The sequence below is a fragment of the Streptomyces sp. NPDC029956 genome (assembly GCF_055574655.1).
In genome coordinates this window covers 14,851-40,380 of sequence record NZ_JBVHZJ010000004.1, presented here as the reverse complement: position 1 = coordinate 40,380, position 25,530 = coordinate 14,851, and the positions used below count along the sequence as shown (strand labels likewise).

28 protein-coding genes are annotated in these 25,530 nt (G+C 73.4%); 13 read left to right on the top strand and 15 right to left on the bottom strand.

Translation table 11 applies throughout. The features are described from left to right. Positions 1-124: 124 nt before the first annotated feature. The gene (locus ACZ4XX_RS04025) at positions 125-2,017 is read right to left on the bottom strand and encodes a VWA domain-containing protein (protein ID WP_468506413.1); all 1,893 of its coding nucleotides are present in this window, start codon (positions 2,015-2,017) and stop codon (positions 125-127) included. A 257-nt stretch (positions 2,018-2,274) separates the two neighbouring features. On the opposite strand from ACZ4XX_RS04025, the gene ACZ4XX_RS04020 reads away from it, so the two are divergent. After that, on the top strand, positions 2,275-4,347 hold the full coding sequence (locus tag ACZ4XX_RS04020) for a PhoX family protein (protein ID WP_468506595.1): 2,073 nt from the start codon (positions 2,275-2,277) through the stop codon (positions 4,345-4,347). A 31-nt stretch (positions 4,348-4,378) separates the two neighbouring features. Here the strand turns inward: ACZ4XX_RS04020 and ACZ4XX_RS04015 are convergent, their stop codons facing one another. The 8 genes from ACZ4XX_RS04015 to ACZ4XX_RS03980 form a co-directional block, all read right to left on the bottom strand. Next, complete coding sequence (locus ACZ4XX_RS04015) at positions 4,379-5,368, bottom strand: hypothetical protein (RefSeq protein ID WP_468506412.1); 990 nt, start codon at positions 5,366-5,368, stop codon at positions 4,379-4,381. Between the two features lie 92 nt (positions 5,369-5,460). Then, complete coding sequence (locus tag ACZ4XX_RS04010; protein WP_468506411.1) at positions 5,461-6,936, bottom strand: APC family permease; 1,476 nt, start codon at positions 6,934-6,936, stop codon at positions 5,461-5,463. Positions 6,937-7,134: 198 nt separating this feature from the next. Continuing rightward, positions 7,135-9,087 (bottom strand): FUSC family protein, encoded by a 1,953-nt coding sequence (locus ACZ4XX_RS04005; RefSeq protein ID WP_468506410.1) that lies wholly within the window; start codon positions 9,085-9,087, stop codon positions 7,135-7,137. A gap of 150 nt (positions 9,088-9,237) precedes the next feature. Next, positions 9,238-9,474: a DUF2630 family protein gene (locus tag ACZ4XX_RS04000; RefSeq protein WP_030323750.1), complete on the bottom strand. Its 237-nt coding sequence runs from the start codon at positions 9,472-9,474 to the stop codon at positions 9,238-9,240. A gap of 18 nt (positions 9,475-9,492) precedes the next feature. Next, positions 9,493-10,572, bottom strand: coding sequence for an endonuclease/exonuclease/phosphatase family protein (locus ACZ4XX_RS03995; protein WP_468506409.1), 1,080 nt, complete (start codon positions 10,570-10,572; stop codon positions 9,493-9,495). A gap of 4 nt (positions 10,573-10,576) precedes the next feature. After that, positions 10,577-11,014 (bottom strand): hypothetical protein, encoded by a 438-nt coding sequence (locus ACZ4XX_RS03990; RefSeq protein WP_468506408.1) that lies wholly within the window; start codon positions 11,012-11,014, stop codon positions 10,577-10,579. Positions 11,015-11,028: 14 nt separating this feature from the next. Next, entirely contained in the window at positions 11,029-11,460 is a 432-nt protein-coding gene (locus ACZ4XX_RS03985) for a DUF7144 family membrane protein (RefSeq protein WP_468506407.1), read from the bottom strand. Positions 11,461-11,497: 37 nt separating this feature from the next. Beyond that, complete coding sequence (locus ACZ4XX_RS03980) at positions 11,498-12,304, bottom strand: alpha/beta fold hydrolase (protein ID WP_468506406.1); 807 nt, start codon at positions 12,302-12,304, stop codon at positions 11,498-11,500. Between the two features lie 87 nt (positions 12,305-12,391). Here ACZ4XX_RS03980 and ACZ4XX_RS03975 point away from each other — a divergent pair, with 87 nt between their 5' ends. The 5 genes from ACZ4XX_RS03975 to ACZ4XX_RS03955 all read left to right on the top strand — a co-directional run bounded on the left by ACZ4XX_RS03975 (position 12,392) and on the right by ACZ4XX_RS03955 (position 15,699). Then, entirely contained in the window at positions 12,392-13,804 is a 1,413-nt protein-coding gene (locus tag ACZ4XX_RS03975) for an aminotransferase-like domain-containing protein (RefSeq protein WP_468506405.1), read from the top strand. Positions 13,805-14,013: 209 nt separating this feature from the next. After that, on the top strand, positions 14,014-14,487 hold the full coding sequence (locus ACZ4XX_RS03970) for an RrF2 family transcriptional regulator (RefSeq protein WP_468506594.1): 474 nt from the start codon (positions 14,014-14,016) through the stop codon (positions 14,485-14,487). A 143-nt stretch (positions 14,488-14,630) separates the two neighbouring features. Then, positions 14,631-14,759 carry a hypothetical protein gene (locus ACZ4XX_RS03965; protein WP_468506404.1) on the top strand — a complete coding sequence of 43 codons (129 nt, stop codon included), beginning with the start codon at positions 14,631-14,633 and terminating at the stop codon, positions 14,757-14,759. Continuing rightward, positions 14,756-15,211: a RidA family protein gene (locus tag ACZ4XX_RS03960; RefSeq protein WP_468506403.1), complete on the top strand. Its 456-nt coding sequence runs from the start codon at positions 14,756-14,758 to the stop codon at positions 15,209-15,211. Before ACZ4XX_RS03965 ends, ACZ4XX_RS03960 begins: the two co-directional genes overlap by 4 nt. A gap of 83 nt (positions 15,212-15,294) precedes the next feature. Then, positions 15,295-15,699 (top strand): hypothetical protein, encoded by a 405-nt coding sequence (locus tag ACZ4XX_RS03955; RefSeq protein ID WP_468506402.1) that lies wholly within the window; start codon positions 15,295-15,297, stop codon positions 15,697-15,699. On the opposite strand, the gene ACZ4XX_RS03950 is transcribed toward ACZ4XX_RS03955, so the two are convergent. Next, positions 15,657-16,232, bottom strand: a complete 576-nt coding sequence (locus tag ACZ4XX_RS03950; RefSeq protein WP_468506401.1) for a hypothetical protein — start codon at positions 16,230-16,232, stop codon at positions 15,657-15,659. The genes ACZ4XX_RS03955 and ACZ4XX_RS03950 overlap by 43 nt on opposite strands. A 215-nt stretch (positions 16,233-16,447) precedes the next feature. On the opposite strand from ACZ4XX_RS03950, the gene ACZ4XX_RS03945 reads away from it, so the two are divergent. Beyond that, positions 16,448-17,416: an ATP-binding cassette domain-containing protein gene (locus tag ACZ4XX_RS03945; protein WP_468506400.1), complete on the top strand. Its 969-nt coding sequence runs from the start codon at positions 16,448-16,450 to the stop codon at positions 17,414-17,416. Then, positions 17,413-18,276 carry an ABC transporter permease gene (locus ACZ4XX_RS03940; protein ID WP_468506399.1) on the top strand — a complete coding sequence of 288 codons (864 nt, stop codon included), beginning with the start codon at positions 17,413-17,415 and terminating at the stop codon, positions 18,274-18,276. Before ACZ4XX_RS03945 ends, ACZ4XX_RS03940 begins: the two co-directional genes overlap by 4 nt. A gap of 10 nt (positions 18,277-18,286) precedes the next feature. On the opposite strand, the gene ACZ4XX_RS03935 is transcribed toward ACZ4XX_RS03940, so the two are convergent. Further along, positions 18,287-18,655, bottom strand: a complete 369-nt coding sequence (locus ACZ4XX_RS03935; protein WP_468506398.1) for a VOC family protein — start codon at positions 18,653-18,655, stop codon at positions 18,287-18,289. A gap of 149 nt (positions 18,656-18,804) precedes the next feature. Here ACZ4XX_RS03935 and ACZ4XX_RS03930 point away from each other — a divergent pair, with 149 nt between their 5' ends. After that, the gene (locus tag ACZ4XX_RS03930; RefSeq protein WP_468506593.1) at positions 18,805-19,992 is read left to right on the top strand and encodes a MerR family transcriptional regulator; all 1,188 of its coding nucleotides are present in this window, start codon (positions 18,805-18,807) and stop codon (positions 19,990-19,992) included. Positions 19,993-20,002: 10 nt separating this feature from the next. Here the strand turns inward: ACZ4XX_RS03930 and ACZ4XX_RS03925 are convergent, their stop codons facing one another. From ACZ4XX_RS03925 to ACZ4XX_RS03915, 3 genes are read right to left on the bottom strand one after another with little or no spacing between them, the layout of a single operon-like run. Beyond that, a complete protein-coding gene (locus ACZ4XX_RS03925) occupies positions 20,003-20,431 on the bottom strand; it encodes a universal stress protein (protein WP_468506397.1) in 429 nt (142 codons plus the stop codon). 52 nt (positions 20,432-20,483) lie between these two features. Continuing rightward, positions 20,484-21,122 (bottom strand): FMN reductase, encoded by a 639-nt coding sequence (locus tag ACZ4XX_RS03920; RefSeq protein WP_468506396.1) that lies wholly within the window; start codon positions 21,120-21,122, stop codon positions 20,484-20,486. A 3-nt stretch (positions 21,123-21,125) separates the two neighbouring features. Beyond that, positions 21,126-22,214 carry an LLM class flavin-dependent oxidoreductase gene (locus ACZ4XX_RS03915; protein ID WP_468506592.1) on the bottom strand — a complete coding sequence of 363 codons (1,089 nt, stop codon included), beginning with the start codon at positions 22,212-22,214 and terminating at the stop codon, positions 21,126-21,128. A 109-nt stretch (positions 22,215-22,323) separates the two neighbouring features. Between ACZ4XX_RS03915 and ACZ4XX_RS03910 the strand changes: the two genes are divergently transcribed. From ACZ4XX_RS03910 to cobM, 3 genes are all read left to right on the top strand, one after another. Then, a complete protein-coding gene (locus ACZ4XX_RS03910) occupies positions 22,324-22,452 on the top strand; it encodes a DUF6126 family protein (protein ID WP_229312591.1) in 129 nt (42 codons plus the stop codon). 96 nt (positions 22,453-22,548) lie between these two features. Further along, on the top strand, positions 22,549-23,775 hold the full coding sequence (gene cbiE, locus ACZ4XX_RS03905) for a precorrin-6y C5,15-methyltransferase (decarboxylating) subunit CbiE (protein WP_468506395.1): 1,227 nt from the start codon (positions 22,549-22,551) through the stop codon (positions 23,773-23,775). Further along, entirely contained in the window at positions 23,772-24,521 is a 750-nt protein-coding gene (gene cobM / locus ACZ4XX_RS03900; protein ID WP_468506394.1) for a precorrin-4 C(11)-methyltransferase, read from the top strand. The genes cbiE and cobM overlap by 4 nt, the downstream gene beginning before the upstream one ends. Positions 24,522-24,656: 135 nt before the next feature. Here the strand turns inward: cobM and ACZ4XX_RS03895 are convergent, their stop codons facing one another. Further along, a complete protein-coding gene (locus tag ACZ4XX_RS03895) occupies positions 24,657-24,731 on the bottom strand; it encodes a 50S ribosomal protein bL37 (RefSeq protein ID WP_015034725.1) in 75 nt (24 codons plus the stop codon). A 63-nt stretch (positions 24,732-24,794) separates the two neighbouring features. Here ACZ4XX_RS03895 and ACZ4XX_RS03890 point away from each other — a divergent pair, with 63 nt between their 5' ends. Continuing rightward, a complete protein-coding gene (locus ACZ4XX_RS03890) occupies positions 24,795-25,508 on the top strand; it encodes a hypothetical protein (RefSeq protein WP_468506393.1) in 714 nt (237 codons plus the stop codon). Positions 25,509-25,530: the final 22 nt, after the last annotated feature.

Below are 25,530 nucleotides of genomic sequence, written 5' to 3'. Positions count from 1 at the left end.
GAACAGAAAAAAGACAAGGAAGGAGGACGCCCGTGCACACCCCCCCCCCCCCCCCCCCCCCCCCCCCCCCCCCCCCCCCCCCCCCCCCCCCCCCCCCGCGCCGACGAACTCCTTACAGGGGCCCTCAGAACTCCAGACCGGCGAGCAGGCCGCCGTAGAAGGCCGCGTGCGCGGCCTCGATCGGGGCCGTGCCCGCGAAGTACGTGCCGGTACGAGGAGTGCCGTCGAGCTTCCGGACGAAGTCGAAGGCCTTGTTGTCCTCCTCGCCCCAGACCACGAACCGCCAGTGCAGCGGACGCGCCGCCGCCTCGGCCAGGGCCTGGGTCGCGGCGGTCTTCGACTCCGGCGCGCCGTCCGTCTGGAAGACGACCAGGGCGGGACGGGTCGGGTCGGCCTTCTCGTGGTGGGCGAGGACCTCTTCCACCGCACGGTGGTAGTTGGTCCGGCCCAGTCGGCCGAGGGTGGCGTTGACCTCGTCGATGCGGGTCGGCGTGAGGTCGGCCGGGGTCAGGTCGACCGTCCCGTCGATGTCCGTCGAGAAGAACACGGTCGTGACGGTGGCGTCCTCGTCGAGGTGCGCCGCGAGCGCGGTCACCTGCTCGGCGAGCCGCTGGACGGACCCGTCCTTGAAGTACCCGCGCATCGACCCGGACCGGTCGACCACCAGGTACACGGCGGCGCGGGCGTCGGCGAGCCCCTGCGCCTTCAGCTGCGCGGCGGCGGCGGCGTAGGCGTCGGCCAGGTGCGCGGGGAAGCTGTCGCCGGAGACCGGGACGGTGGCCTCCTCCGGCACGGCCGGAACCTCGGCGGCGGGCGTCTCGGGCTCGGCCTCGGCGACGACGGCCTCGGGCTCGGCCTCGGGGGCGGGTGCCTCGGCGACGGCCTCGGGCTCGGCCTCGGGGGCGGGTGCCTCGGCGACGGGCTCGGGCTCGGCCTCGGGGGTGACCTCGGCCTCGTCGGCCTGCGGCTCCTCGGCGGCCTCCGCCGCCGGGGTCGTGTCGTCGGCGACGACAGCGGCCTCGGGCTCCGTCTCCGTCTCCGTCTCCTGCTCCTGCTCCTGCGGGGCGGTCTCGGCCTCCGCCGCGGGAACGTCCGCCTCGGGGGCGTCCGCCACGACGTCGGTGGCTTCGGCGACGGGGGCGGACTCGGGCTCGGCGGTGACCGACTCCTCGGCCACCGGCGCCTCGGCCGTGTCGACCTCGGCCTCGGGCTCGGCGGCGGTCGCCTCCGGCGCCACCTCGTCGGCCTCGGGTGCGGCCTCGGCCTCGGGCGCGGCCGGCTCCTCGGCCACCGGCGCCTCCACCGACTCCACGGCCTGCGGCTCGGCCGCCTCCGCGGGTGCGGTCTCGGCCACGGGCTCGGCATCGGCTTCCGCCTCAGCCGTGGCCTCCGCCGGGGCGTCGGCGTCGGCGGCCACGGTGGCGTCCGTCGACTCGGCAGCCGCTTCGGCCGGCGCGGCCTCCGCAGCGGTCTCAGGCACCTCGGCGACCACCGGCGTCTCCGCCTCAGCGGCGACCGGCACCTCCGCCTCGGCGCTCTCAGGCACCTCGGCCTCGGCGGTCGCGGTCGCCTCGGCGACAACCGGGTCCTCCGCGGCCACCGGCGTCTCGTCCGCAGCGGCGACCGGCACCTCCGCCTCGGCCGGAGGCGTCACGGCAGGCGTCACCGGCGTGGCCGCCGACGGCGTCTTCGCCCGTGCCCGCGGGATCTGCGGGTTGTCGAACGAGGCCGCCACCAGGTCGTCCGCCGCCTGGCGTGCCACCGCGTCCGAGGCGTCCGAGGACGCTGACCCGGACCCGGACGACGCCGTCGACCTGGCCGGAACCGTGGCCGAGGACGCGGCCGGCTCCGCCGCCGGGGACGGGACCGTCGCCTCAGCCGTGACCGTCTCCGAGGGCGAAGGCGTCGACGTCGCCGCCGACGTGGTCTCACGCGTCTGGGGCGGGACGACGGTGGTCGCCGGGGATTCCTCGCGGTCTCGGCCGAACACCTTGCGCAGCATGCTCCGAATACCCATGGGCGAACCCTTTCGCATGAGTGGGGTGCGTGTGAATGTCCGTACTGGGCGTTTCGGGACGTTCATCCCTGGCCAGGGCGGACACGTAAGGTTAGCGGCCACCCCTCCCCTCCTCGGCGACCCGGTCGCCCCCGGTTGCCGTGCATTCATTCGGCGTTCACCCGGCCGCCGTCCCTGTGCAGATGTGCGCACATAGCGTCGCGGCCGAAGGTCTACCCGACACCATGTCGGCGCAGCGTGCGCCGGAGGAGGACGAAGTGCGCAAACTGCTGCCGCTGCTGAGCACGAACCACCACGGAGGCGGACGTTCCGCCCTCACCTGCCGTTACCGGTGTGGTGACGCCTGCTTCCACGAGGTTCCCAACACCAGCGACAACGAGTACGCCGGCGACGTCATAGCCGGTGTCCTCTCCCGCCGTTCGGCCCTCCGCGCCGCCGCCGTCGTGACGGTCGCCTCCGCCGCCGGCAGCGCCATCGCGCTCGGCAACGCGCCCGAGGCCGTCGCCGGCCAGGAGACCTTCGGCCACGGTCACGGCGCCGGTCACGGCTCCGGCAAGGCCGACGGCGCCCGCGGTCTCCGCTTCACCCCCGTCGCGCCCAACACCGCCGACCAGGTGACCGTCCCCTCCGGCTACGCGCAGAACGTGGTCATCCGCTGGGGCGAGCCCATCCTCCGCGGCGCCCCGGCCTTCGACTCCGAGAAGCAGACGGCGAAGGCCCAGGCCGGCCAGTTCGGCTACAACAACGACTTCCTCTCCCTGCTGCCGCTGCGCGGGGAGCGCGACCGCCAGGTCCTCGTCGCGAACCACGAGTACACCGACGAAGTCCTGATGTTCCGCGGCTACGACGCCGCGAACCCGACCCGCGAGCAGGTCGAGATCGCCTGGGCCGCGCACGGCCTCTCGGTCGTCGTCGTCCAGGAGGAGCGCCGCACGGGCAAGCTCGCCCCGGTCTCCCGGCACCACCTCAACCGCCGCCTCCACACGACGAGCGAGTTCGAGGTCACCGGCCCCGCCGCCGGCAGCGCCCTGCTGAAGACCTCCGCCGACCCCGGGGGCCGTACCGTCCTCGGCACGCTCAACAACTGCGCCGGCGGCACCACCCCGTGGGGCACCACCCTCCACGGCGAGGAGAACTTCAACCAGTACTTCGCCAACGGCTCCAGCACCACCGACAAGCGCTACGGCGTCGGCACCGGTGCCACCGAGCGCAAGTGGGAGCGGTTCGACAGGCGTTTCGACCTCCAGCAGGAGCCGAACGAGGTCCACCGCTTCGGCTGGGTCGTCGAGCTCGACCCGTACGACCCCGACTCCACGCCCCGCAAGCGCACCGCGCTCGGCCGCTTCAAGCACGAGGCCGCGCAGCCCCGTCTCACCGCCGACGGCCGTCCGGTCGTCTACATGGGCGACGACGAGCGGTTCGACTACTTCTACAAGTCCGTCTCCAGCAAGCGGATGAAGAAGGGGAACTCGCGGGCCGCCCGCGAGCACAACCTCACCCTGCTCGACGAGGGCACCCTGTACGTCGCCAAGCTGACCGGCGACTCCCCGGCCGCCGAGATCGACGGCACCGGCAAGCACCCCGCCGACGGCGAGTTCGACGGCTCCGGCGTGTGGATCCCGCTCGCCACCGGCGACGTCTCGCACGTCCCCGGCATGACCGCCGAGGAGGTGTACGTCTTCACCCGCCTCGCCGGTGACAAGGTCGGTGCCACCAAGATGGACCGCCCCGAGGACGTCGAGCCGTCCCCGCGCACCGGTCGCGTGTACGTCGCGCTCACCAACAACACCGACCGCGGCAAGGCCGGCAAGGCCGGTGCCGACGAGGCCAACCCGCGCAACCTCAACAAGCACGGGCAGATCCTCGAACTCGCCGAGAACTGGGACGACCCGTCCTCCGACGGCTTCGCCTGGCGCCTCTTCCTGGTCGCCGGCGACCCGAACGACCCGGCCACCTACTTCGCGGGCTACCCCAAGGAGAAGGTCTCCCCGATCTCCTGCCCGGACAACGTGGCCTTCGACCCGCACGGCAACCTGTGGATCTCCACGGACGGCGCCCAGCTCGGCTCGCACGACGGCCTGTTCGGCGTCGCCACGCAGGGCGAGCGGCGCGGTGAGCTCAAGCAGTTCCTGACCGTGCCCAAGGGCGCCGAGACCTGCGGCCCGATCATCCAGGACCGCCGTGTCCTGGTGGCCGTGCAGCACCCGGGCGAGATCGACGGCGCCTCCGTCGAGAACCCGAAGTCGCAGTGGCCCGACGGACCCGGAAGGATCGTCCGCCCGTCGGTCGTCGCCGTGTGGCGCACGGACGGCCGCGACATCGGCGTCTGAGTGACGCGGGCCCGGGAGTGGGGTCAGGCGGTCACTCCACTCCCAGGCCCTCCCGGAACCGTACGAACTGCTCCTCCGGGTCCCCCGTGTACGCCCACGGCACCCACGCCGCCCGCGCGCCGAGCATCCCGAGCAGCTCCCGCGCGATCTCCACCTGGCCCGCGTAACAGGCCGCGTGCACCAGGAAGTGGAGGTCGCCGACCTCCTCCGGCGCCACCGGCGCCCCCGGCTCGCGGCCGCCGATCCACCGCGCATGCGTCCGCCGCAGCTCCGTCACCGCGAGCTCGTGCTTCCAGTGCTGGTCGAAGCCGCGCACCGGGCCCCGGCCGAGCGCCCCGTCCGCGATGTACCGGTACTCCTCCACCCGGGCCACCTGCACGAGGACCGGCAGCGGAGAGCCGGGCGGCGCCACCCCCGCCGCGTCCCGCGCGAAGTCGTACATGCTGCCGTGCGTGCCGTGCCACCGCGCCGACCAGTAGCGGAGCACCTGGATGTGCCCCTCCGTGTTGTACGGGTCCCGGCGCCGCAACTCGTCGAACCAGTGCCGCAGTTCACGGCGCGGCACCCCGCCCTCGTACAGCCTGGCCACCGAGAGCAGCGACACCCACGGCATCGGGTCGGCGGGCGCCGCCTCCGCCGCGCCCCGGCAGGCGTCGACGGCGGCGTCGATCCGGCCCCGCTCGACGGCGGCGCCCCGGCCGGCCGCGATGGCCGCGTCGAAGACCCTGACCACCTCGGTCGCGGCCCGCAGCACGGCTGCGTCGGGGTTGCCCGGCTCGGCGGCCCGCCAGGTCTCCACGGTGGAGCTGCCCGCGGCCGCGTGCGAGAGGAGCCGCAGCCGGTGGGTGCGGCGCGCCCAGTGGTCACCGGTGGCGGCGAGCAGGTCCCGCACGCCCTGCCAGCGGCCGATGACGATGTCATGGCGCGCCTCGGTCAGGGCGCGGTCCCCGAAGTCCGGGTCGAAGTCGGGCGCGAAGCGCTCCTGACGTGCCGAGCGCGTGGAACGGCGGCGTACGGCCATCGGGGGCCTCCTTCGGGTTCGGCTGCCGTCAGAAGTGGTGACTCGCTTGTGTTCCCGTGCTCTTGGCTCTGTGCTCCAGATGACGGCCCGGATCAGAAATCCGTTGCGTAGCCCTTGTCCCGGGTTCCGCTCCGCGCGCGCGTGGCCGGGCCCGAGCCCTCCGCGGCCGCCATCGCGCGGGCCGCGTCCAGGCGGGCGGGGCGGTAGTAGTCGCTGCCTCTGCGCCAGTACACGAGCAGCGGGACGACACCGAGGAGCAGGCCGCCGAGGCCGATCGTGAGCGCGGTGGTGGAGAGCTCGCCGAGCGCTTCGACGAAGGTCCAGAGCATGAACGCGGAGCCGAGCAGCGGCCAGACGCCGCCGAGCAGCAGGTTCCGTACGGAGCGGAGGAGGACCGACTTGTAGGCGACGACGGCGGCGATGCCCGCGAGGCCGTAGTAGAAGGCGATCTGCAGTCCGATCGCGGAGACGGCGTCACGGAGGATCTGCTGCACCGAGCTGGCGGCCGCGGCCGCCGCGAACAGCAGCAGCGCGGCGCCGCCGACGGTCACGATCGCGACCCACGGGGTGTTCCAGCGGCGGTGCACGGCGCCGAGCGCGGACGGCAGGGTCCGGTCGCGGCCCATCGCGAAGAGCGAGCGGGTGACCTGGAGGAGCGTGGTCTCCAGGGTGGCGACGGTGGACAGCAGGACGGCGACGACGAGGAGCTTCCCGCCGACCCCGGGCCAGACCTCCTGGCCGATGACGGCCAGGACGTTGGGTCCCGCGGTACGGATCTCCTCCGCGGTCAGCAGGATGTTGACGACGACGGTGACGGCGACGAAGAGGAGGAAGACGAAGCCGACGCCGACGAGCGCGGCGAGTCCCGCGGTGCGGCGGCTGTTCCTGGTCTCCTCGCTGAGGTTGCTGGTGACGTCCCAGCCCCAGTAGTAGAACGCGGCGATCAGCGCGCCGGCGGCGAAGCCCTGCGTCCCGTCGAAGTGGCCGAAGCCGAACCAGGACCAGTCGAAGGCGGTGGCCCGCCCGCGGTGCGCCACGGCCGCCAGGATGAAGCCGACCAGGATCAGCATCTCGACCCCGGACATGATCAGTTGCGCGCGCACGGTCAGCCGGGCGCCGCCCAGGACCACGAGCAGCATCATCAGGAACCAGCCGGCGCCGACCGCGGCCGCGAGCGGGGTGCTGTCGGCGAGGTCCTGGTCGATCAGGGCGAGCGTGAGGGAACCGGCGGGCAGCGAACCCGCCACCATGAAGACGGTGGCGGCGAAGACGAGGGCCCAGCCGGACAGGAAGCCGAGGAACGGGTGGAGGGTGCGGCCCACCCAGGAGTAGCCGGCACCGGCGTTGACGTCGATCCGCCCGAGGCGGGCGTACGCGAGGACGATGCCGAACATCGGTATCGCGCAGTACAGCAGGGCGGCGGGCCCCGCGTAGCCGACGGCCCCGAAGAGCACGGCGGTGGTCGCCGCCATGGAGTAGGCGGGGGCGCTGCCGGCGACGGCCATCACGATCGTGTCGAAGGTGCCGAGGACATTGGGCTGCAGCCCTCTGTTCGTGGTGGTGCGCATGGCGGTGTCCTCGGGGCGCGGGGGGTGAGGCAGGACGAAGTGGCCCGTTCACCGGGCCGGTTGCCGACGGGGGCGGGCGCGGATCACGGGTGATTTCGAGCGCATCGTAGTCGCCCGGATGGCTCCGGGTAACGGCGGTGGGGAGGCTTCCGTTCCGTGACCGCCGGTAAGTCCTCCCGTACGCCCCCGGGTGAAGGTTTACCGCAGGTCGGGACCGGCGATGGCACGGGCGGCGCTGACCTCCTGGCGGAGCGGTGCGAGGACTCCGCTCTCGTCGCCGGGAAGCTCGCTGCGGACCTCGACCAGGGTCTCCGACTCCCGGATTCCCTGCGCGAGTTCCCGCAGCTCCCGCTCGACGGCGGCGACCTCGGCGGGATCGGGGTCGGAGGCCCCGTGGTTGACCCTGATCCGGGCGGCCGTCGTGGCGTCCACGATCCGTTCGACGGCCACGACCAGCGGCCACCAGGCGGCGGCGCGGGTCCCGGTCGGCGGGGGCTCGGTCAGGGCGCGCTGGAACTCGGAGCGGACGGTGGACAGATCGCGGTAGAGCTTCCGCCGGGCACGCAGCCGGCCGCCCTGGTCCTCCGCCCCTCCGAACGCGCAGGCCACATAGGCGGCGGTGTCGGCCACGGCGTCCGCGAGCCGGTCGCCGATCCGGGAGTGCCAGGACTCGGGCCACAGGAGGTAGCCGGCGACCAGCGCGATGCCGCAGCCGATCAGGGAGTCGTACAGACGGGGCATCACGAGGTCGAAGCCCTGCTGGTTGAGGGTGTCGGAGAGCAGCAGGATCACCGGCGTGATCGCCGCCGTCTGGAACGCGTACCCCTTCGCGGAGAAGGCCGGGATCAGGGCGGCGAGTACACACATCACGGGGACGTCCCACCAGCCGCGCGGCACCTCGGCGAGCACGAGGGCGGCGAGGAGGAGCCCGGCGGCGGTACCGAACGCGCGCAGCACGGCGCGGGAGAAGACCGAGCCGAAGTCCGGCTTCATGACGAAGGTGACGGTGAGCGCGACCCAGTACGAGCGGGGGACGGGGATCAGCGACACGAGGGCCTGCGCGAGCCCGATGCAGAGCGCGAGACGGAGCCCGTACCGCCAGGACGCCTCGGAGAACAGGGCGGCGCGGGCGGCCCGGCGGACACGGACCCGGAGCGCGGCGGGGCGGCCGAGCCGGTCGTCGACGTTGTACGCGTCGGGCTCGGCCTTGTGGACGACGGCGGCGGCGTACCGCAGGGCGTGGTCGACGGCCTTCTCGGCCGGCCGCTCCGGGACCGGCAGATCGAGTACGGGTGCCCCGGTACGGCCCTCCTCGACGGCGTCGGCGAGTTCGCGCACGGCCGCGGGGATCGTGGCGGACAGCGGGCCGTGGAGCTGGGCGCGGAGATGGGCGGCGGGCGCGGCCTCGACGAGCGGGACGACGACGTTCAGCTGCGCGAGCAGCCGGACGAGGGAGGGCGCGCGGCCGTGCTGGCGGGCGCGGCGGGCGAGGACGAGATCGTAGGACTGGTTGAGGGAGGCGGTGACGGCCTGCCGTCGCTCGTCGTACGCGGGAGTGCCGGTGGCCTCGTACAGCTCGGCGACGGAACGGTAGGTCGCGGCCACGGCGGACCGTTCCGGCGCGGCGCGACGGAAGGGCCAGCCCAGCAGGGTGAGGGCGAGGACGAACAGCCCGCCGAGGCCGAGCAGCAGGGGCGCCTTCCACCAGGGGTCGGGCATGGGGAGCCCGGCCCCGACGACGGCGTTCAGGAGGAGGAGCAGCCCGGAGACCGAGGCGACCGCGCCGATCGAGGAGATCATCCCGGAGACGAGTGCGACGAGCGTGAGCACGGCGACGGCGACCCATCCGTGCCCGAAGACGAGGGTCCCCAGGGTGACTCCGACAGCGCCGAAGAACTGCGGCACGGCGATGTTCAGGATCCGCATCCGGTAGGCGTCGGCGGTGTCGCCGATGACCCCGGAGAGCGCGCCCATGGACACGAGCGCCCCGTAGGCCGGCTGCCCGACGGCCAGCCCGACGGCGAGCGGCGCGGACAGGGCGACGGCGGCGCGTCCGACGGCGGCCCAGGGGATGGGGGTGGGCGCGGGCCGGAAACCGGCGGTGAGCCAGGCGGGCGGGGTGAGACGCGTGGGCCCAGAGGGTCGTGCCATGGCCCCAACGTACCTGCGCCCGACGGGACGAGCCCGAGCCGCCGGTCCTGCCCCCCCCCACCGCCGTTCGCCGCGAGCCGCGAGCCGCGAGCCGCGAGCCGCGCGGCGGACGGCGGCGCGGGGGTCGGCGGTCGCGGCGGGGGTCGGGGGTCAGTTGCGGTAGGACTCGACTTCCGTGGCCGGGCGGAGGGCCGCCGTGTCCGGGTCCTCGCCGAATTCCGCCTTCGCCCTCCGCTGCCGCAGCAGGTCCCAGCACTGGTCCAGCCGGACCTCCAGTTCCGACAGCCGGGCGCGTTCCTCGGGGAGGAGGCCGCCCGTGCGCTGCCGCAGGGCGCGTTCCTCCTCGACGAGGGCGCCGATGTCGTCCAGGATCTCCTCGTTCTCCATGTCCTCCAGCGTCGCCGATCAGCGCGGCCCGCGCAGGTCGAGATCCGCGAGGACCGCCCGGTGGTCGGAGCCCGGGAGGTCGAGGAAGCGGACCTCGCGGACGCTGAAGTCCCTGACCAGGACGTGGTCGATCTGGACGAACGGCGGCAGCAGCGGGCCTTCCGTCGGCCAGGTCGGCCTGCGGCTCTCGTTCGCCCGGCGCGCCGCGTCCTGCAGCCCGCCCGCCGCGAGGATCGCGCGGAACGCCGCGTGGTCCTGGGAGGCGTTGAAGTCGCCGGCGACCACCATCGGCCCGGTGTGCTGCGCCGCGACGGTGTCCTTCACCCGCCCCAGTTCCCGCTTCCACAGGGACACCTGTCCCGGTACGGGCGGCAGCGGATGTGTCAGCTGGAGCCGTACCGGCACGCCCGCGATGTCCGCCGTGGCACCCGGCATGCCCATCGCCGCCGGGATCATGCGCCAGTCGCGCAGCGGGTAGGAGCTCAGCAGGATCGAGCCGACCGATCCCTCTCCCTCGACGGAGGCGTAGTGGGGCAGCGTCCCGGCGAAGGTCTTCGTGAGGGTGTCGCGGCAGGCGCGGTCGCATTCCGACACGAACACGAGCTGGGGGCGTTCGCGCCGCACCGCCTCGACCAACGATGCCGTTCCCTGGCCGAATTCGACGTTCGCCGCGATGACCTTCACCCGCGCCAGCGGCAGCCCGTACGAGATGACGGTCTGCGGCATGTACGGCACGGTGCTCCAGGCGGTCGCGCCCAGGACCAGGACGGCCACGAAGGCCAGCACCCGGCGCCGGGCCACGGCGGCGAGGAGCAGGGCGAGGGCCGCGGGGACCGTCAGCCAGGGGAGGATCGAGAGGAGTTGGGGGACGGGGGTCGTCCCGTCCGTGTCCAGGGCGCGACAGGCGCTGATCAGGGCGGGGACGACCATGAGCAGCCCCGCGGCCCAGGCCGTGGTGCGGTGTCTGGGCCGGAGGGGCGGCGGCTCGGGGACCTGCCCGTGGACGGATCCGGGGGCCGGTTCGGGGGTGGCGTCGGCGGGGCTGCTGTTCACGGGTTCCGCCGTCTCCCCGTGCTCTGCGGTCTGGACTCGGTCCACCCGGTCAGTGTCGCAGGGCCTGCGCGATCTCCGCCTTCGGTTCGCCCGAGAGCGTCCGATTGCTGCGTGCGGTACCGGTCTTGGACTTCCCGGGTTCGACTCCGTCGATGCTGAGGACGACCGAGTCGAGGAAGTTCCCCTCGTCGTCCCGGAAGGTGACCATGATCGTGTAGTCGGCGTTCGTGCCCTTCGGGTTGGTCGCGGTGATCTCGGCGACCGTCCGGTCCCCGTCGGTGCTCGTCGGCCCGGCCTTCACGTCGCCGGTGGCGTTCACCCCGTCCTTGACCTCGTTCATCTTCTGCTCGGCGGCCGAGGCGACGGCCGCTGTGGCGGTGGAGACGATGTCTCCGGCCGTCTCCTTGACGGTGTCGCACCCGGTGGCCGTGAGGGTGAGGGCGGTGGTCGCGGCCAGGGACAGGGCCGCCGCCGTCGTGCGTCTCATCGTCCGCCCGCCCCTCAGGACTTCTCTTCCCGGCCGTACGCCTCGTCCGTCGCGAGCGCCCAGATCACGAAGACCGAGATGGCCATCGAGAACAGCGCCCACCACGGCTGGTACGGCAGGAACAGGAACTGGAACAGGAGGTTCAGGGAGGCCAGCGCGATACCGGCGACCCGGCCCCACTCGGCTCCCTTGAGGATCCCGAAGCCGGCGATCGCGAGGACGATGCCGAGGATCAGGTGGATCCAGCCCCAGGTGGTGAGGTTGAACTTGAAGACGTAGTCGCCGACGCGGGTGTAGACGTCGTCCTCGGCGATGCCTGCGATGCCCTGGAAGACGTCCATGAAGCCGGTGACGAGCATGAGGACGCCCGCGAAGAGCGTGCCGCCGCTCGCCCAGGCGGCGGAGGAGGACGCGGGCCTGCGAGGTGGTGCCGTGTTCTGGCTCATGGACCCATCGTCGGAGCGTTCGTACCGTTGCGAACGTTCAGTTGGTCCGTACGAGTGAGCGGAGGTAGGTCTCCAGTACGGCGTTGAACGCGTCGGGGCGCTCCAGGTTCGGCAGGTGCGCGGCGTCCTCGATCACGGCGAGCGTGGAGTGGGGGAGGAGCGCGTGCATGTCCTCCGCGTCCGCGACCGGGGTGTACGAGTCGTCCCGGCCGACCACGACGAGCGAGGGGAACGGGACGGTCGTCAGCGTCCTCCGGTAGTCCGGGCGTTCGGCCCTGCCCCGGAGCGCGGCCGCGGCGCCGGCCGGGTCGGTCGCGCACATCATGCGGTGCACGTGCGGGGCGGCGTGGGTGTTGTACGGGGCCACCATCCGGTCCAGCACCTCGTCGGCGTACCCGCGCATTGCCTCCGCGCCGCCCGCGATCAGCCGGTCGGCCATGGCGTTCCTCGCGGCCTTGCCCTCGTCGGTCTCGGCGGCGGGGAAGGTGTCGGCGAGGACGAGGCCCCGGACGCGTTCCGGGTGGCGGCGGTAGAGCTCCATGGCGATCTGGCCGCCCATGGAGAGGCCGGCGAGGACGCAGTCGTGGATCCCCAGGTCGTCGAGGAGGCCGGTGAGGTCCTCGGCGAAGACGCCGAGTCCGGTGGAGTCGGGCTGCGCGCCGAGCGGTGTGGTGCCGTAGCCGCGCAGGTCCGGGGCGATCACGCGGTGCGTGCGGGAGAAGTGGTCGAGCTGGGGCTGCCACATCGTGTGGTCGAAGGGGTGGCCGTGGACGAGGAGGAGGGCCGGGCCCTCGCCCCTGTCCGCGTAGTGGATCTCGGCGTTCACGGTACGGGTCACGTGCATGTCCGCAGGCTAGGCAGCCCCAACTGCTCGGTGCAATAAGATCTTTGCTCTCGGTGCAATCGGTTTCGTGGAGGGGGTGGGGGCGCCATGGAGGAGTACCGGAGGATCGCCGACCGGGTCGAGGCCGCCGTACGGGACGGGCGGCTGCGCCCCGGTGACCGGCTGCCGCCGCAGCGCGTCTTCGCCCGCCGGCACGCCATCGCGAACTCGACGGCCATCCGCGTGTACGGCGAGCTCGCCCGGCGCGGCCTCGTCGTCGGGGAGGTCGGGCGCGGCACCTTCGTCCGGGCCGCGCCCCCGCTCCCGGGGCCCGCGCTCGCCGAGGCGACCGGGTCCGCACCCGTCGACCTCCAGCTCAACTACCCGGTCGCCGAGGGGCAGTCGGAGCTGATGGCCCGTGCCCTCGCGGCCCTCGCCCGGTCCGACGTCCTCGCCGATGCCGTCTCCCGGCCGGCCGCCGCCACCGGCACCCCGGAGGCCCGTGACGCGGCGGCGACCGTGCTGGCCCGGCCGGGCTGGGCGCCCGACCCCGAGAGCGTGCTCTTCGCCGGGAACGGCCGGCAGGCCATCGCCGCCGCCCTCTCCGCCCTCGTCCCGCCCGGCGGCCGACTGGGCGTCGAGGCCCTCACGTATCCCCTGGTCAAAGCGGTGGCCGAGACGCTCGGCATCCGGGTCGTGCCGCTCGCCCTCGACGAGGAGGGGGTACGGCCCGAGGCGCTCGCGGCGGCCCACCGCGCGGCGCCGCTGTCCGCCGTCTACCTCCAGCCCACCCTGCACAACCCGCTCTCCTCGACCGCGGGGGAGGGGCGCAGGGCCGAGCTGGCAGAACTGCTGCGGCGGGTGGATCTGACGGCCGTCGAGGACACCACCTGGGCCTTCCTCGTGCCGGACGCGCCCGCGCCGCTCGCCGCGCACGCCCCCGAGCGGGTCCTGCTCGTCGACAGCCTCTCCAAGCGCCTCGCCCCCGGTCTGACCGTCGGCCATCTCGTCGTCCCCGGACGGTTCCGGGCGGCGGTGGCGGAGGCCCTGCGCTCCGGCGCCTGGACGGCGGGCGGGCTCGCCCTCGCGGCCGCCACCCGGTGGACGGCGGACGGGACGGTCGCCGAGGTGGTGGCGGCCAAGCGGGCGGACGCGCGGGCCCGGCACGCCCTGGTCCGGCGACGGCTCGCCGGACAGGTCGTCCGGACCTCCCCGTACGCGTACTACTGCTGGTGGGAGCTGCCCGCGCCCTGGCGGGCGGAGACCTTCACGGCGGCGGCCGCCGCACGCGCGGGCGTGGCGGTCACCCCGGGCGGTGCCTTCGCGGTGGGTACGGGCACGGCCCCGGACGCGATCCGGATCGGACTCGCCTCACCCCCGCACGCGGTGCTCGACGAGGCCCTGTCCCGGCTCGCGGCCCTCGCGGCGGACGGCCCGGACGGCCCGGACGGCCCGGACGGCCCGGACGGCCCGGACCGGCCGGACGGGCCGGGTGGGCACGGCGGGCGCGGCGGGGCGTGAACGGGCCGGGCGGGCGCGGCGGGGCGTGAACGGGCCGGGCGGGCGCGGCGGGGCGTGAACGGGCCGGGCGGGCGCGGCGGGGCGTGAACGCGCGACCGGCTCCGCACCGGCGGCGACGGAGCCCTTGGTCATGTCACGGGAGCCCGACGGAGATCTCAGCCGGTTCCTTGCCCTCGCTATTCTGGATATATAGAGTCCAGGTTATGAAGATGAGCGACGGTGTGGAATGGGCACTGCACAGCTGCCTGAACCTGGCGTGGATCGGGCCCGATCGGGCGATCGCCGCCGCACGCCTCGCGGCCTACCACGAGCTGCCCCCCGCGTATCTCAACAAGCAGCTCCAGGCGCTCGCCCGTGCCGGGATCGTCACCTCGGTCTCCGGGCCCAAGGGGGGCTTCCGGCTGGCGCGCGCCCTCGACCGGATCACGCTGATGGATGTCGTCGCCGCGATCGAAGGCCCTGAAGAAGCCTTCCGCTGTACCGAGATCCGGCAGCAGGGGCCCGGAGCGGGGGCGCCGGAGACGTACGCCGCCGAGTGTGCCATCGCCGGAGCCATGGGGCGGGCCGACCTGGCCTGGCGCCGGGAGCTCATGGCCCAGACCCTGGACGACGTCCGGGGGCGGGCCGAACTCCAGGCGCCGACCGCGCCCGAACGGATCCGCCGCTGGTTCGCCAACGTCTGACACGGCCGCCCTCCCGTCCCGGGAGGGCTTTTGAAGGGGGTAATTCTGGATGTTAGGTATCCAGATTGACAAGGGGCGGCAGTCCGGGAAGACGCAGGACACGGGGCGGGGCGGGGCGGGGCGGGCCGCCCGCCGTCGCCGCCGTGACGCTCGGCACGGTCCTCCTCGCCTGCTTCCTCCTCTCCCTCGACACGGTGCTCCTCGCAGGTGCCGCACTCACCCCGGCCGCGTTCCCCGTGGCCGTACTCTGCGAAAGGAACGACCCTTCATGACCACCGAGCCCTCCACCACCGAGCCCTCCACCACCGCCCGGCTCTCCGCCGACCAGCGGGTCATCACCAACCCCGACACCCTCCACGACCCGACCCCCTTCGGCTACAGCCACGCCGTCTCCGCGCCCGGCGAGCTCGTCTTCATCGGCGGCCAGTACGCCTCCGACGCGTCCGGCTCGCCCGTCCCCGGCGACTTCGCCGCCCAGGTCGAGCTCTCGCTCACCAACCTGCGGCTCGCCCTCGAAGGCGTCGGCCTCGGGCCGGAGCACGTCGTCCGCCTCGGCTCGTACGTCGTCGACCACGACATGGCCAAGCTGGAGGCCCTCGGCAAGGGGCTGCACGCCCACTTCGGCGAGCGGCTCCCGGCCCAGACCCTCAGCGGCGTCGCGGCGCTCGCCCTGCCGGGGATGCTCTTCGAGATCGACGCGGTCGCCGTCCGCCCGGCCGCCTGATCCACTTGCGGGGTGCCGGGCGCGGGTGTGCCCTTGAGGGTGCGGGAAGCAGCAGGGGGGCGAGAGACGAAGGAGCTCCTGCCATGGCCGCACACGCAGCGATACCCCTCCGGAAGCCGTTCAGCACGCACGGCCTGGCCACCCCGATCGTCATCGGTGTCCTGTACGGCCTCTACGCGGCGACCGTGGCCCGCCAGGGCGGCCCCACCACCCTGGGGCAGCTCTGGCTCGGCCTGATCTCGGCCATCGTGCTCGCCGCCGGGATCTACGTCCTCCGGCGCTACGGCCGCGCCCTGTTCCGCGAGGCACGGGCCGCCGCCTGTGGTTCCCTGACGGGCATCGCGGTCGGCTTCCTCTACAGCCTGTCGGGCGCGAGCATCCTGTCGTCGAGCGGACTCGGACTGGCCTTCGGCGCGCTCAACGCCGCCGCCGCCTACTACCTCTTCTACACCCACGAGGACGCCGAGGGACGGCCCGCGCCGTACTGACGGGGCCCACCCCCGGCAGGACCCTTCCCGCCGTCGCGGCGGCGCCGGTGGTAGGCGACCGCCACGGCGGCGAGCAGCACCGGCCAGGCCAGGAGCGGCGCGTAGCAGACGAACAGCAGGGCGTCCTGCGCCGGCGAGGAGGGGATGCCGGGCCCCAGGCCCGCGTACGAGGCGTACGCGCCCCAGGCGGCGATCGCACACAGTCCCGCCACCCCGGCCAGGGCCGCGCCGGTCGCGGCGGCCGGGTTCACCCGGCGCCCGCCGAGGACCGGCATCCAGCGCGGGAAGACCTCGCCCCAGGAGCGCACGAGCCCCAGGGTGAGGAAGGCGAGCAGCTCGGACACGACGCTGAGGGAGACGACGTACACGGACTCCCCCACGCCCATGGCGTTCCACCCGGCGTCCTGCGTGACCGGCAGCCCGGCGACGAGCGCGAGCCGCCAGAGACCCGACGGGAGGGTGACGAGCGGAACGGCATGGGCGGCGAGGACGGCCCAACGGGGCACGTCGGGAAGGGCCTTGATTCTCATCATGGGACCAGCGTCCCGCCGGACCCCGCCCCCGGCCGTCGCCCCGGAGACCGTTCCGCCTCCGCCGGGCGGGGGAGACGCGGTCCTCCAGGAGGACGCCGCCGCGCGGAAGAGCCGCCTCCGCTCTGGCGATCAGGCGGCGGCCGACGGAGACTGGGAGGAGCGCTCTCTTTCGCGCACGTCTGCTCCGCGCCCTCTTCCCCCGGAGGATCCACGGTATGACCGACCTCGCCATCGAGACCGAGGGCCTGGTCAAGGTCTTCGGCAGCAACCGCGCCGTCGACGGCATCGACCTCCGCGTGCCCACCGGGACCGTGTACGGGGTCCTCGGGCCGAACGGCGCCGGCAAGACCACCGCCGTCAAGATGCTCGCCACCCTGCTCCGCCCCGACGCCGGCCGGGCCCGCGTCTTCGGCAGGGACGTCGTCAAGGACGCCGACACCGTGCGGGGCCGGGTGAGCCTCACCGGGCAGTACGCCTCCGTCGACGAGGACCTGACCGGCACCGAGAACCTCGTCCTGCTCGGCCGGCTGCTCGGCCACACCCGCCCCGCCGCCCGCGAGCGCTCCGCGCAGCTGCTCGCCGCGTTCGGGCTCGCGGAGGCCGCCGACAAGCAGGTCAAGAACTACTCGGGCGGCATGCGGCGCCGTATCGACATCGCCGCCTCCATCCTCAACACCCCCGACCTGCTGTTCCTCGACGAGCCGACCACCGGCCTCGACCCGCGCAGCCGCAACCAGGTCTGGGACATCGTCCGCGCGGTGGTCGCCCAGGGCACCACCGTCCTGCTGACCACCCAGTACCTGGACGAGGCCGACCAGCTGGCCTCCCGGATCGCCGTCATCGACCACGGCAAGGTGATCGCCGAAGGGACGAAGGGCGAGCTGAAGGCCTCCGTCGGCTCCGGTTCCGTGCACGTACGCCTCCGGGACCCCGAGCAGCGGCCCGAGGCCCGGCAGGTACTCGTGGACGCCCTGAACGCCGCCGTCCAGCTGGACGCCGACCCGGTCGCGCTCACCGCCACCGTCAACGGCCACGGGACGGACCTCGGCGCCGCCGAGCAGGCCGCGCGGGCCCTGGCGGAGCTGGCACGGGCCGGCATCACCGTCGACAACTTCGCGCTGGGCCAGCCCAGCCTCGACGAGGTCTTCCTGGCACTGACGGACAGGAAAGGAACGGCCGCATGACCGTCACCACCGGCAAGGACACCCCGACGACCGACACGCTCGACTTCGTCGCCCCGAAGGCGGACGAACTCGCGGCGCTGCTCGTGGGCCACTCCCGCCCGCCGCGCCCCAGCGCGCTCTCCGCCTCGATGACCTTCGGCTGGCGGGCCATGCTGAAGATCAAGCACGTGCCGGAGCAGCTGTTCGACGTGACGGCGTTCCCGATCATGATGGTGCTGATGTACACGTACCTCTTCGGAGGTGCGCTGGCCGGCTCCGTCTCGTCGTACATCCAGTTCCTGCTGCCCGGCATCCTCGTGATGAGCGTCGTGATGATCACGATGTACACGGGGGTCTCGGTCAACACCGACATCGAGAAGGGCGTCTTCGACCGCTTCCGCACCCTGCCGATCTGGCGGCCGGCGCCGATGGTCGGCTATCTCCTCGGCGACGTCGTCCGCTATCTGATCGCCTCGGCCGTGATGCTGACCGTCGGCATGCTCATCGGCTACCGGCCCGACGGCGGGATCGTGGGCGTGCTGCTCGGGGTCGCGCTGCTCGTGGTCTTCTCGTTCGCGTTCTCGTGGATCTGGACCATGTTCGGTCTGCTGCTGCGCAGCGAGAAGTCCGTCATGGGCGTCTCGATGATGGTGATCTTCCCGCTGACGTTCCTGTCGAACGTCTTCGTCGACCCGAAGACGATGCCCGGCTGGCTCCAGGCCTTCGTCAACAACAGCCCGGTGACCCATCTGGCGACGGCGGTACGCGAACTGATGGCGGGCAACTGGCCGGCCGCGGACATCGCCTGGTCGCTCGGGTGGTCGGCGGTGCTCGTGCTCGTCTTCGGGGCGATCACCATGCGGCTCTACAACCGCAGGTGACGGGCCGTTCCTACCCGCGCGGGGCGGTCTGCTGGACCGCCCAGCGATTGCCGTCCGGGTCGGCGAAGAAGACGAACGAGCCCCACGGCATGTCGGCGATGTCGCTGACCGCGATCCCGCGCGCGGTGAGCTCGCGGTGGGCCTCCTCGATGTCCGCGACGACGACCTGCATGTTGTCCAGGGAGCCCGGAGCCATCTCGGTGAGGCCCTTGCCGAAGGCGATCGAGCAGGCCGAGCCCGGCGGGGTCATCTGCACGAACCGGATGTCGTCGTCGACGGGCACGTCGTGGTCGGCGTGGAAGCCGACCTGCTCGTAGAAGGCCTTGGCGCGGTCGACATCGGTGACGGGGACGGCGACCAGTTCCAGCTTGATGTCCATGAGGGCATCATGCGCCCGGCACCGGAGCGGCGCACGGCGTGCGCCGCCTCGCGGTTGACCTTCCCCCGCGGGGAAGGCCCAGCATCGGGCGTGCCGGGCGGAAGGCCCGGTACAGGGAGGAGAATCGAGCCGTGCGCGACGAAGAGCCCATGCCCGCGACCGTGTCCGGGCCGATGCTGACCATCGGGGACTTCGCCCGCGCCTCCGGGCTCTCCGCCAAGGCGCTGCGCCGCTACGACGAGCTCGGCCTGCTGCCGCCCGCCCGCGTCGACCCGTTCACCGGCTACCGCCACTACGCCGTGGAACAGCTCGAACGGGCCCGGCTGATCGCCTGGCTGCGGCGGATCGGCATGCCGCTCGCCGAGGTGGGGCGGGTCTGCGCGCTGTACGCGTCGGACGCGTCGGGCGCGGCCCGCGCGATCCGCGGCTACTGGGCGCGGGTCGAGTCGGAGACCGCGGCGCGGCGGGACATGGCGGCCTCCCTGGTGGACCGGCTGAAGGGACCCACCGAGATGACCGACGAGACGACTCACGGGATGACCGACGGGACGGACGACGAGACGACCGACGGGGTGAGCACCGCGAGCGGCCCGGTCGGCGCCGGGGTGGCCACCGGTACGGCCGGCCGGCCCGCCTTCGTCCTGCGGACCGCCGTGCGGCTCGACCGCGGCCTCGTCCGCGCCGCCCAGCAGGACGCGGCCCACGCGGGCCCGCACCTGCTGGCCGTCGCCGACGGGTACGGCCCCGAGGGCGAGCGGGCCGCGCGGGCCGCGGTCGGAGCGCTGCGGGCCGCAGCGCCGCCGGCCCCCTCGGCGCGCGCCGGGGACGTGCTCAACGCCCTGGAGGACGCGGTGCGCGCGGCCGACGGCGCGGTCTCCGGACTCGCAGAGTCGGGCACGACCCTGACCGCGGCCGTGTGGACGGGCGGCCGACTGGCCCTCGCGCACGTGGGCGACTCGCGGGCGTACCTGCTGCGGGACGGCGCGGTCGTCCGCCTCACCCGTGACCACACCGTCGTCCAGGCCCTCGTCGACGCGGGCGAACTGGACCCGGCCGAGGCGGCGGACCGCCCCGACCGGGCGCTGCTCCTGAAGGCCCTGGACGGCGGGGACGTGCCGCCCGAGCCGGAGCTCGGAGTGCACGAGACGCGGCCGGGCGACCGCTATCTGCTGTGCACGGACGGACTTTCGGCGGTCGCGTCGGCCGACGGCATCCGCCGCGCGCTCGCCGCGGGCGTCGGGCCGGACGAGGCGGCGGAGGCCCTGGTCGCGCTGGCGCGGGAGCTGGGCGGCCCGGACAACGTGGCGTGCGTGGTGGCGGACGTGGTGCCCGCCTGAGGACGCCCCGTCAGTCCCCCGTGCCCCGTACGACCACCACCGGGCACGGGGCGTGCTGGGTCACCCTGCTGGAGACGGAGCCCAGGACCGCCGCCTTGAAGCCGCTGTAGCCGCGGTCGCCGACGACCAGCAGGGACGCGCCCTCGGCCTGGTCGATCAGGGCCTGGGCCGGGTTGCCGCTGACGACCGTCCGGGTCACGTCGGCGGCGACGGCCGGGTCGAGCGCCTTGGCCAGGGACTCGTCCAGGGACTGCTCGGCGAGCATCTGGGGGTTGAAGTCCGGCGGTACCCCGGGCGCCGCCGCCCAGGACGCCGGGTACTCCCATCCGATGACCGCCTGGAGGGAGTCCCCGGTGAGGGCGGCCTGCCCGGCCGCCCACTGCAGCGCCTTCAGGGACGGTTCCGAGCCGTCCACGCCCACCACGATCCTGCCGGCCATCGCCGACCTCCGTTCGTTGTCGGGAACCCTCCCTCACAACGTAACAAAAGGATCAATCCAGCCGCAGATCGGCCAATTGCTTCTCGAACGGGACGACCTCGTCGTCGTCGAGCCGCCGGGACGGCCGGGCGGCGACCGTGTCCGCGAACTCGTTGCCGGCCCGGGTGATCCGGGTGGGCAGCCCCTCCCCCCATCCCGTCGGGGAGGCCTCGCCGCCGCCGGTGCCCCAGTCCTCCGACGCCGCGTAGACGGCGGTCGGGACGACGAGGGCCCGCAGGTAGGCGAAGAGCGGCCGCAGGGCGTGGTCCAGGACGAGCGAGTGCCGTGCGGTGCCGCCGGTCGCCCCGATGAGGACCGGGGTGCCGGTCAGCGCGGCCGGGTCGATCAGGTCGAAGAACGACTTGAACAGACCGCTGTACGAGGCGGTGAAGACCGGGGTCACCGCGATGACCCCGTCCACGCCGGTCACCGCGTCGATCGCGTCCTGGAGCCGTCCGGAGGGGAAGCCGGTCACGAAGTTGTTGGCGATGTCCACGGCCAGGTCGCGCAGTTCGACGACCTGGACGTCGACGGCGTACTCCTGCTCGGCCAGCCGGTACCGCGCGGCCTGGAGCAGCCGGTCGGTGAGCAGCCGGGTGGAGGAGGGGGAGCTGAGGCCGGCGGAGACGGCGACCAGCTTCAGGGTCTGCATGGCTTACGACTCCTTCTCGGTACGGGCCTCGAGGACGGCGGGGTGGAGCGGCGCGGTGTCCGGGACACCGGCCGGGCGCAGGTTGGCGAACTCCTTGCGCAGGACCGGCACGACCTCCTCGCCGAGGATGTCGAGCTGCTCCAGGACCGTCTTGAGGGGCAGTCCGGCGTGGTCGACGAGGAACAGCTGGCGCTGGTAGTCGCCCACGTAGTCGCGGAAGGACAGGGTGCGCTCGATGACCTCCTGCGGCGAGCCGACGGTCAGCGGGGTCTCCCGGGAGAACTCCTCCAGGGAGGGGCCGTGGCCGTAGACCGGCGCGTTGTCGAAGTAGGGGCGGAACTCCCGTATCGCGTCCTGCGAGTTCTTGCGCATGAACACCTGGCCGCCGAGGCCGACGATCGCCTGCTCGGGGGTGCCGTGACCGTAGTGGGCGTAGCGCTGCCGGTAGAGGCGGACCATCTTCTCGGTGTGCTGCTTGGGCCAGAAGATGTGGTTCGCGAAGAACCCGTCGCCGTAGTAGGCCGCCTGCTCGGCGATCTCGGGGGAGCGGATGGAACCGTGCCAGACGAACGGCGGGACGTCGTCGAGCGGGCGCGGGGTGGAGGTGAAGCCCTGGAGGGCGCTGCGGAACTTGCCCTCCCAGTCGACCACGTCCTCCCTCCACAGCTTGTGGAGGAGCGCGTAGTGCTCGATGGCGAGCGGGATGCCCTGCCGGATGTCCTGGCCGAACCACGGGTAGACGGGGCCGGTGTTGCCGCGGCCCATCATCAGGTCCACGCGGCCGTCGGCGAGGTGCTGGAGGGTCGCGTAGTCCTCGGCGATCTTCACCGGGTCGTTGGTGGTGATCAGCGTGGTGGAGGTGGAGAGGATCAGGTTCTCCGTGCGGGCGGCGATGTGCCCGAGGAGGGTGGTGGGCGAGGAGGGTACGAACGGCGGGTTGTGGTGTTCACCGGTCGCGAAGACGTCCAGCCCGACCTCCTCGGCCTTGAGCGCGATGGCGACGGTGTTCTTGATCCGCTCGTGCTCGGTGGGGGTACGGCCGGTGGTGGGGTCGGTCGTCACGTCGCCGACGGTGAAGATCCCGAACTGCATCGTGCTCACCTCTCGCGTTCCTGGTGCCTCGCGGCTAGTGGTTGAAGCTTAAACTATCTGGCTCAACGGTGCCACCCCTCCCTCTATTCCGGCCCGTACCCTGGAGCGCATGACCGACCTGGAGCGCTGGAAAGAGCGCGGAGTGATGCTCCGCGTCTTCGTCTACGTCTTCGCGACGCACGCGTTCGCCGGCTTCGTCTGGATCCTGTTCTACGTGGGGCAGAACGCCCAGAAGTAGGGCCGCACCCGGGGCCGCGCGAGGGCGGCCCGGGTGGGCACCGAGTGGGGACCGCCACGTACCGCCGGAAAACGGCCCTCACGTAGAGTCGCCGACGTGAACGGTGCGATAGCGGTCGTCGGAATCGGCGCGGACGGCTGGGACGGGCTCCCCGAGAGCTCCCGCCGTGTCCTGCGGACCGCGGAGGTCCTGATCGGCGGCCCCCGCCAGCTCGACCTCCTCCCCGGCGACGACTGCCCCGGCGAGCGTGTCGCCTGGCCCTCCCCGCTCCGCCCCGCCGTCCCCGGACTCCTCGCCGCCCACGAGGGCCGGACGATCGCGGTCCTCGCCAGCGGCGACCCCTCCTTCCACGGCATCGGCCGCACCCTCGCCGAGACCGTCGGCGCCGACCGGCTCCGGATCCACCCCCACCCGTCCTCCGTCTCGTACGCCGCCGCCCGCCTCGGCTGGCCCCTGGAGACCGTCGAGACCGTCTCGCTCGTCGCCCGGCCCCTCGCCGCACTGTCCGCCGCGCTCCACCCCGGGCGCCGGCTCCTCGTCCTCGGCGAGGGACCCGAGACGCCCGCGCGGGTCGCGGCCCTGCTCCGGGAGACCGGCTGGGGCGGCACCCGCATCCGGGTCCTGGAACAACTCGGCGGGGACCGCGAGCAGGTCCTCGACGGAACCGCCGCCGACTGGCCGTACGAGCGGACCGACGCGCTCCACGTCCTCGCCCTCGACTGCGTACGGGACCCGGACACGCTCCGGCTCGGCGCCGTACCGGGACTGCCGGACGAGGCGTACGAACACGACGGCCAGCTCACCAAGCGGTACGTCCGCGCCGCCACGCTCGCCGCCCTCGCGCCCGCGCCCGGCGAACTCCTCTGGGACATCGGCGGCGGCTCCGGCTCCATCGGCATCGAGTGGATGCGGGCCCACCGCTCCTGCCGGGCGGTCGCGGTCGAGAAGTCGGAGGAGCGGGCGGCGCGGATCACCCGGAACGCCGACCGCCTCGGCGTCCCCTCCCTGCGGGTGGTGACGGCCTCGGCGCCGGAGGGCCTCGCCGGCCTCCCGGCCCCCGACGCGATCTTCATCGGCGGCGGCCTCACCGCCCCCGGCCTCCTCGACGCCTGCTGGGACGCGCTGCCCGCCGGCGGCCGGCTCGTCGCGAACACCGTGACGCTGGAGTCCGAGGCGCTGCTCGCCGACCGCCACCGCCGCCACGGCGGCGAACTGATCCGGCTCGCCGTGGCCGCCGCCGTCCCCGTGGGCGGCTTCACCGGCTGGCGCCAGGCGATGCCGGTCACGCAGTGGTCCGTAACGAAAGGTTCTGAAGAGCGATGACCGTCTACTTCATCGGCGCGGGTCCCGGCGCGGCCGACCTGATCACCGTGCGCGGCGCGCGGACGCTCGCGAAGTGCGGGGTCTGCCTGTACGCGGGCTCCCTCGTCCCGACCGAGCTGCTCGCCGAGTGCCCGCCGGACGCGCGGCTCGTCGACACGGCGCGGATGGACCTGGACCAGATCGTCGCCGAGATCGCCGCCGCCCACGAGGCCGGCCGGGACGTGGCCCGTCTGCACTCGGGCGACCCGTCGGTGTTCAGCGCGATGGCCGAGCAGATGCGGCGCCTGGACGCGGCGGGCATCCCGTACGAGGTCGTCCCCGGCGTCCCGGCCTTCGCCGCCGCCGCTGCCGCCCTGAAGCGGGAGCTGACCGTCCCCACGGTCGGCCAGACGGTGATCCTCACCCGCATCGCCCAGCAGGCCACGCCGATGCCCGAGGGCGAGGACCTGGCGACCCTGGGCCGCAGCGGCGCGCTGCTCGTCCTGCACCTGGCCGCGCGGTACGTGGACCGGGTCGTCGCCGAACTCGTCCCCCACTACGGCCAGGACTGCCCGGCCGCGGTCGTGGCGATGGCCAGCCGCCCCGACGAGATCGTGCTGCGGGGCACGCTGGAGGACATCGCGACCCAGCTGAAGGAGGCCGGCATCACGAAGACGGCCGTCATCCTGGTCGGCCGCACGCTGGGCGCCTCGGGGTTCCGCGACAGCCACCTGTACGACCCGGCCCGCGACCGCCACACCTGCTGACGCCGCCCCGTCGGCACGGTCCGGCGGTCAGGGCCTCGCCGGCGCGCCGGCGCCCCGCCGGTACGTGCCGGGGCCCCGGGGAGTCCGATCCCCGGGGCCCCGGCGCGTGGACGTCAGGCCTCTGACGCCGGCCGCTCAGGCGTTCGGCCGCTTGCCGTGGTTCGCGTTCTTCTTCTTGCGGGCGCGCCTCTTGTTGCCTCGCTTGGCCATGGGGCTCCCTCTCGTTCCGGGCGGTATGTGCTGGTAAGCCTAGGTTCGTGATCCGGGGGCCGCATGTCGGCTGTCAGCGGCGTGCGGTCTCATGGAGGCGTGACTGTCTACGACGTGGCCCGGGCGCTGCCGGGTATCGAGGAACTGCGCGACCACAGCCGGGGGCTCGCGATGGTGGAGGCCGTGCTGAGCCCGGAGTGGGAGAGCCGGTACTACTCCTTCGACGCGCACTGGTCGGAGACCGAGCAGCTGGCCTCGATGAAGAACGGTTCCGGTGACGAGTACACGATCGTCCTCTCCCCGGCCGGTGTGTTCGCGCGCGCCTTCGCCCACGAGTCGCCGATGAGCCCGTTCGGGCCGCTCGCGGACGGGGTGACCTGGCCCGGAGTGGTCGACGGGGTCCCGGAGGCGTTCCGGGAGTACCTGTCGGAGCCCGCTTTCACGGACGAGGACGGGGTCCACGTGACCACCGCATGTCTGTGGCGCGAGCCGGCGGACACGGCCTGGCACACGGGCCCGGTGGAGTTCACGGACCTGGAGGACCGTGAGGACCCGGACGGTTCCGTGGGTCTGTTCCAGCACCTCACGGACCGGTCGGCGGAGGCGTACGCGGCGTTCGCCGAGGACTACTACGAGCAGTCGGTCGACATCGAGGCGGTCCGGCACGTCCTCGCCCTGCGCCCGCTGACGGCGGAGGTCGTCGCGGCCCTCAACCCGGACGTGACGCTCGCGGACCTCGCCGAGGACGTGCAGGAGATCGGCTACCCGACGGCCTGACCGGACCTGACCTGACCGGGAG

What these genes read in the sequence shown, in the direction of transcription:
- ACZ4XX_RS04025 (WP_468506413.1), bottom strand. Translation starts at nt 2,017, where the DNA reads ATGGGTATTCGGAGCATGCTGCGCAAGGTGTTCGGCCGAGACCGCGAG.
- ACZ4XX_RS04015 (WP_468506412.1), bottom strand. Translation starts at nt 5,368, where the DNA reads ATGGCCGTACGCCGCCGTTCCACGCGCTCGGCACGTCAGGAGCGCTTC.
- ACZ4XX_RS04010 (WP_468506411.1), bottom strand. Translation starts at nt 6,936, where the DNA reads ATGCGCACCACCACGAACAGAGGGCTGCAGCCCAATGTCCTCGGCACC.
- ACZ4XX_RS04005 (WP_468506410.1), bottom strand. Translation starts at nt 9,087, where the DNA reads ATGGCACGACCCTCTGGGCCCACGCGTCTCACCCCGCCCGCCTGGCTC.
- ACZ4XX_RS04000 (WP_030323750.1), bottom strand. Translation starts at nt 9,474, where the DNA reads ATGGAGAACGAGGAGATCCTGGACGACATCGGCGCCCTCGTCGAGGAG.
- ACZ4XX_RS03990 (WP_468506408.1), bottom strand. Translation starts at nt 11,014, where the DNA reads ATGAGACGCACGACGGCGGCGGCCCTGTCCCTGGCCGCGACCACCGCC.
- ACZ4XX_RS03985 (WP_468506407.1), bottom strand. Translation starts at nt 11,460, where the DNA reads ATGAGCCAGAACACGGCACCACCTCGCAGGCCCGCGTCCTCCTCCGCC.
- ACZ4XX_RS03980 (WP_468506406.1), bottom strand. Translation starts at nt 12,304, where the DNA reads ATGCACGTGACCCGTACCGTGAACGCCGAGATCCACTACGCGGACAGG.
- ACZ4XX_RS03975 (WP_468506405.1), top strand. Translation starts at nt 12,392, where the DNA reads ATGGAGGAGTACCGGAGGATCGCCGACCGGGTCGAGGCCGCCGTACGG.
- ACZ4XX_RS03970 (WP_468506594.1), top strand. Translation starts at nt 14,014, where the DNA reads ATGAGCGACGGTGTGGAATGGGCACTGCACAGCTGCCTGAACCTGGCG.
- ACZ4XX_RS03960 (WP_468506403.1), top strand. Translation starts at nt 14,756, where the DNA reads ATGACCACCGAGCCCTCCACCACCGAGCCCTCCACCACCGCCCGGCTC.
- ACZ4XX_RS03955 (WP_468506402.1), top strand. Translation starts at nt 15,295, where the DNA reads ATGGCCGCACACGCAGCGATACCCCTCCGGAAGCCGTTCAGCACGCAC.
- ACZ4XX_RS03950 (WP_468506401.1), bottom strand. Translation starts at nt 16,232, where the DNA reads ATGATGAGAATCAAGGCCCTTCCCGACGTGCCCCGTTGGGCCGTCCTC.
- ACZ4XX_RS03945 (WP_468506400.1), top strand. Translation starts at nt 16,448, where the DNA reads ATGACCGACCTCGCCATCGAGACCGAGGGCCTGGTCAAGGTCTTCGGC.
- ACZ4XX_RS03940 (WP_468506399.1), top strand. Translation starts at nt 17,413, where the DNA reads ATGACCGTCACCACCGGCAAGGACACCCCGACGACCGACACGCTCGAC.
- ACZ4XX_RS03935 (WP_468506398.1), bottom strand. Translation starts at nt 18,655, where the DNA reads ATGGACATCAAGCTGGAACTGGTCGCCGTCCCCGTCACCGATGTCGAC.
- ACZ4XX_RS03930 (WP_468506593.1), top strand. Translation starts at nt 18,805, where the DNA reads ATGCCCGCGACCGTGTCCGGGCCGATGCTGACCATCGGGGACTTCGCC.
- ACZ4XX_RS03925 (WP_468506397.1), bottom strand. Translation starts at nt 20,431, where the DNA reads ATGGCCGGCAGGATCGTGGTGGGCGTGGACGGCTCGGAACCGTCCCTG.
- ACZ4XX_RS03920 (WP_468506396.1), bottom strand. Translation starts at nt 21,122, where the DNA reads ATGCAGACCCTGAAGCTGGTCGCCGTCTCCGCCGGCCTCAGCTCCCCC.
- ACZ4XX_RS03915 (WP_468506592.1), bottom strand. Translation starts at nt 22,214, where the DNA reads ATGCAGTTCGGGATCTTCACCGTCGGCGACGTGACGACCGACCCCACC.
- ACZ4XX_RS03910 (WP_229312591.1), top strand. Translation starts at nt 22,324, where the DNA reads ATGACCGACCTGGAGCGCTGGAAAGAGCGCGGAGTGATGCTCCGCGTC.
- cobM (WP_468506394.1), top strand. Translation starts at nt 23,772, where the DNA reads ATGACCGTCTACTTCATCGGCGCGGGTCCCGGCGCGGCCGACCTGATC.
- ACZ4XX_RS03890 (WP_468506393.1), top strand. Translation starts at nt 24,795, where the DNA reads ATGTCGGCTGTCAGCGGCGTGCGGTCTCATGGAGGCGTGACTGTCTAC.